The organism is Segeticoccus rhizosphaerae (assembly GCF_009192725.1).
Classification (GTDB): Bacteria; Actinomycetota; Actinomycetes; order Actinomycetales; family Dermatophilaceae; genus Segeticoccus; species Segeticoccus rhizosphaerae.
Map to the genome: position 1 here is coordinate 1 of NZ_VOHR01000277.1, position 4,936 is coordinate 4,936.

The 4,936-nt window shown below is 69.4% G+C and carries 5 protein-coding genes; 4 read left to right on the top strand and 1 reads right to left on the bottom strand.

The window, feature by feature from the left end:
• Positions 1 to 648: FGGY family carbohydrate kinase (locus tag FRW57_RS17095; protein WP_275263170.1), on the bottom strand; the 648-nt coding region annotated here is incomplete at its 3' end.
• A 225-nt stretch (positions 649 to 873) separates the two neighbouring features.
• Here FRW57_RS17095 and FRW57_RS17100 point away from each other — a divergent pair.
• From FRW57_RS17100 to FRW57_RS17115, 4 genes are all read left to right on the top strand, one after another.
• A complete protein-coding gene (locus FRW57_RS17100; protein ID WP_137122550.1) occupies positions 874 to 2,361 on the top strand; it encodes an extracellular solute-binding protein in 1,488 nt (495 codons plus the stop codon).
• On the top strand, positions 2,358 to 3,290 hold the full coding sequence (locus FRW57_RS17105) for a carbohydrate ABC transporter permease (protein WP_202911625.1): 933 nt from the start codon (positions 2,358 to 2,360) through the stop codon (positions 3,288 to 3,290). Before FRW57_RS17100 ends, FRW57_RS17105 begins: the two co-directional genes overlap by 4 nt.
• A complete protein-coding gene (locus FRW57_RS17110) occupies positions 3,287 to 4,195 on the top strand; it encodes a carbohydrate ABC transporter permease (protein WP_137122549.1) in 909 nt (302 codons plus the stop codon). The genes FRW57_RS17105 and FRW57_RS17110 overlap by 4 nt, the downstream gene beginning before the upstream one ends.
• 1 nt (position 4,196) lies before the next feature.
• Positions 4,197 to 4,936: alcohol dehydrogenase catalytic domain-containing protein (locus FRW57_RS17115; protein ID WP_420853264.1), on the top strand; the 740-nt coding region annotated here is incomplete at its 3' end.

Sequence of the window (4,936 nt, forward strand, 5' to 3'; positions counted from 1 at the left end):
GGTGCCGCGCGCGGTGCGGCCGGCCGGCTCCGACGGTGCCAGGACGCGGGGGACACCGACGGTGCGCCCGAACGCGAGCTCGAGCAGGTCCATCCGGTAGTCGCCCGTGGTGGCCGACCAGTAGCCCGTGCCGGAGGCCTCGCTGCGGTCGGTGGTCGTGGCCTCGGGGGACCCGAGCAACCGCCAGGTGAGCCAGTCGTGGGGCAGCAGCACCTGAGCGACCCGGTCGGCCAGCTCGGGCTCGCGCTCGCGCATCCACGCCAGCTTGGTGACCGTGATCGAGGGGATCGGCACCGAGCCGACGGCCTCCACCCAGGCGTCACGACCCAGCTGTTCGGTGAGCGCCCGCGCCTGGGGCGCGCTGCGCACGTCGTTCCACAGCAGCGCCGGCCGCACGGTGTTGCCCTGCGCATCGAGCGTCACGAGGCCGTGCTGCTGGCCGGCGACCGCGACGGCACTGGCCGTCGGCACCTCGTCCGAGACCCGCTGCAACGCCTCCCACCACAGCTGCGGGTCGATCTCCGTCCCGTCCGGGTGTGGCGCCTGGTCGAGGGACAGCACCCGGCCGGTGGAGGGATCGACCGTGACGACCTTGCACGACTGGGTGGAGGAGTCGACTCCTGCGACGCGATCTGTCGGTGAGCTCATGGACGAAGTCTGCCGGTTCGTCTCGGCGGCAAGTCCACTCGGGCCTCGAAAGAACTCGCGTGACGACGCCCACTGCGTCGAGGTGCTGTAGCTCGACACACGAATTGTCGAAGACCGACCCTTGATCTCACACAAAATGTGTGGGAAGTTGTCCGGCACCGCAGGAGGAGGTCGGCCCCGTCGCCGGCCCCCGCCGCCGCCCGCCTCACCCGAGGGAGCCTGCCCATGCCGAAGCGACTCGACCGCCTCGACCTCTCGCGGGGACCCACTCGTCGTGAGGTGCTGCGCGCCGGCGCCTGGGGCGCCGGGGCGCTGGCCGGCGCGGCCCTCCTCGGGGCGTGCGGCAAAGAGGAGGCGCCGGTCCCGCCCCTGGCACAGGGCTCCGATCCATGGCGCCGGTTCGCGGGGACGACGATCAACTTCATCTCCGAGAACACTGCGCCCACCGCGGCGATCGCCGCGAACCTCAAGCCGTTCACCGACCTCACCGGCATCCGCGTGCAGATCGTCAACCTGGAGCTGTCGGCACTGGTCCAGCGTGTGGCGCTGGACATGGCCTCCGGCGACGCGCAGTACCAGGTCATCTACGCCGACCCCTACCAGGTGCTGGCACCGTATGCCGGCGGGCTGGCCGACCTGCGCGAGTTCATCGAGGACGACAGCTACCCCGAGCTCGAGGGCGGGGTGGAGGACTTCATCCCGACCCAGATGGATGCGGCAGGACGCTTCGAGCGGGCGGACGGGCCGATCTATGCGCTGCCTTACGACTGCCCCACGATGATCTGGCAGTACCGCGCCGACCTCTTCGAGAAGTACCACGACCCCATGTCGAACGACCTCGGCTTCGACCCGACTCCCGGTGCGGACCGCACCTGGGAGGAGTACCGCAAGATCGCGGCCTGGTTCAACGACCACGTCGACGAGGTCAAGTACGGCACCGGCCAGCAGGCCAAGCAGCACGACTCGCTGCAGTGCGACTTCAGCAACGTCCTGTGGAGCTACGGCGGCGACTACTTCGAGGGAGGACAGAAGGCCGGCCTGCTGGGCACCACCGATCCGGGCGCCTCGCGGCTGCGCGAGGACACGGCGATCGAGGCGGCGGCCTTCTACGGCGACCTGCTGAAGGTCGCTCACCCCGGCTCGCGGACCTGGGACTGGGACGGTGTCGGAGCAGCCCTGCGCGCCAAGGAGATCGCGATGTGCCCCAACTGGCACGAGTTCGCGGCCAGCAACGAGCAGGTGCTGCCTGGCAAGATCGGCTACGCGCCGCTGCCCAAGGGACCCGCCCGGTCCTCCGACATCTACGGTGGCACCGGCATCGGGATAGCCGCCAACAGCACGGGCGCTGCCCGTGGCGCGGCCTGGCTGTTCGTCAACTGGGCGACCTCGCCGAAGACCCAGCTGGCCAACCTCAAGAGCAAGGCCGGCGGTGGGACCCCGACGCGCACCTCGGTCTACGAGTTGCCCGAGGTCAAGAAGGCCGAGCACCGGCCCAGTGCCCTGCCCAACATGCTGACCGGTCCAGCGGTGAGCAAGGCGTGGGAGAAGGACCACATCGGGCTCCGGCCGAAGATCCCGATGTGGAACGAGTGCGACACCGCGATCTTCACCTCGTTGTCCAAGATGATCGCCGGTCAGCAGTCACCCAAGGAGGCCATGGTCGACACGGCCGACAAGTTCGACCGGGTCGTCTCGAGAGGGTGGTTCGCGTGAGCGTCACAGCCGAACGGACTCCGGCGCGGCAGGCGTCGCGACCTCCGCGCCCACCCCGGCGCAAGAGCCGGTTCACCTTCACCGGCAAACTGATGACCCCGGGCGTCGTCCTGCTGGCCCTGTTGTCGATCCTGCCGTTCATCGCCCTGATCGTGATGAGTTTCAGCCGGGTGCGGTTGCTCGGTGGCGTGCGGCTCGAGTGGGTCGGTGTCGACAACTGGACCCGGGTCCTGACCGACCCGGACATGTGGTCGAGCTGGTTCCGCACCGCCGTCTTCCTCGTGCTCACCCTCGGCATCGAGATGGTGTTGGGCATCGGCATCGCGATCGCCTTGCACCGCGTGGTCAAGGGCCGTGGACTGCTCCTGTCCCTGGTGCTGCTGCCGATGTTCGTCGCGCCGGTCATCGTGGGACTGCTCGGGCGCTACCTCACCGACTCGACTTTCGGCCTCTACTCGTCGATCCTGCACTCCCTCGGCTGGGACGCCGACATCCTCGGCAGCCCGACGAGCGCGTTCGCGGCGGTGGTGCTCATGGACGTCTGGGAGTGGACCCCGCTGATCGCGTTGATCACCCTGGCCGGCCTCTCCGGCGTCAACCCCTCGATCCTCGAGGCCGCGTCGCTCGACGGAGCCGGTTACTGGAAGTCCCTGCGGCACATCGTGCTGCCCTCGATCTCGGGAATCCTCCTGGTGGCGCTCCTGATCCGGGCGATGGACGCGGTCCGCTACTTCGACATCATCTTCGTGACCACCAACGGTGGACCGGCCGACGCCACCAAGACCATCCCGATCCGCCTGTTCGAGACCGCCTTCCGGTTCTTCGACCTCGGCTACGCGGCGGCGATCGGGTTGATGATGCTGGCGGTCACGATCGCCATCTCGCAGGCGTTCGTCCGGATCCTCACGGCGAAGGGGCTGACCCGATGACCACCGAAACCACGGCCACGGACACGGCGGGGACGCAAGACGGGGGTCCGCCGCGGCGAGACGTCGAGAAGGCGCGCAGCAGCAGGACAGTCGGCAACCTCAGCACCGCGGTCGTCATCGTCGTGGTCCTGCTGTGGACGCTGGTGCCGCTCGTCTGGATGGTGCTCGGTTCCTTCAAGAACAGCGCCGACGTCACGTCCAGCGACCCGAAGTGGTTCTTCGCGCCCACGATGGACAACTACAAGCACCTGTTCAGCGGCGCCAACGACCTGACGCCCTACCTCGTGCACAGCATCATCGCCGCCGGCGTCGCCGCTCTGCTGTCGCTCGTCCTGGGCACCCTCGCCGGCTACGGACTCTCACGCTCGGCGATGCGGGGCAAGCACCACCTGTCGTTCTGGATCATCTCCACGCGGATGGCCCCGATCGCCGCCGTGGTCCTGCCGCTCTTCCTCATGTTCCGGGTGGCCGGCCTGATTGACACCCTGCCGGGGTTGATCCTCGCCTACATGACCTTCAACCTGCCCTTCGCGATCTGGTTGATGAGTGCCTTCTTCGCCGACGTTCCCCCGTCCATCGAGGAGTCGGCGCTGGTCGCCGGGTGCACCAGGTGGCAGGCCTTCTGGTACGTCATCCTGCCGCTGTGCAAGGCGGGGCTGGTGACCACCGGAGTGCTCTGCCTCGTGTTTGCCTGGAACGACTACGCGTTCGCCACCGTGTTCGCCGGGCCGAGCTCGCAGACCCTGCCCATCGCAGCCAGCCAGCTGGTGACGCAGACCGGTATCGACTGGGGTCAGCTCACCGCGATCGGCACCATCGTGGTGCTCCCGATGGTGCTCGCCGGCCTGGCGGTGCGGCGCTGGCTGGTCACCGGGTTGACCCTGGGGGCGGTCACCGGTGAATGACGTGAGCGTGCCCGACACGATGCGGGTGAGCGTCCTGCGCGGGATCCGCGACGTGGCGGTCGAGGAGCGGCCGACACCGCAGCCCGGGCCGGGCGAGGTCCTGGTCCGGGTCGGCTCCGTCGGGGTGTGCGGGTCGGACGTCCACTACTACGAGCACGGCCGGATCGGCGACCACGTCGTCCGCGGCCCGCTCGTGCTGGGCCACGAGGCCGGCGGCCGGATCGCCGGCGTTGGCGAAGGGGTCGACGTCTCTCGGGTCGGGCAGCGAGTATCGCTCGAGCCCGGGGTGCCCTGCCGCCACTGCGTCCAGTGCCGCGCCGGACGCTACAACCTCTGCCCCGACGTGGTCTTCTTCGCCACGCCACCCGTGGACGGCGCCTTCGCCGAATACGTCACCATCGCCGAGGACTTCGCGTATGCCGTGCCCGACCAGCTCTCGGACGACGCCGCTGGCCTCATCGAACCGCTCTCGGTGGGGGTCTGGGCCAACCGCAAGGCCCGGGTCGGCGCCGGCTCAAGGGTGCTGATCAGCGGCGCGGGCCCCGTGGGTCTGGTGGTTGCCCAGGTGGCACGGGCCAGGGGGGCGAGCGAGATCGTCGTGTCGGACGTCGACTCGCGGCGGCTCGAGGCGGCCACCCGGTTCGGCGCGACCCGCGTCCTCGACGCGCGTGACGGCATACCGGCGGGGCTGGTCGTCGACGCCTTCGTGGACTGCTCCGGCGCACCCTCCGCGGTGGCCAG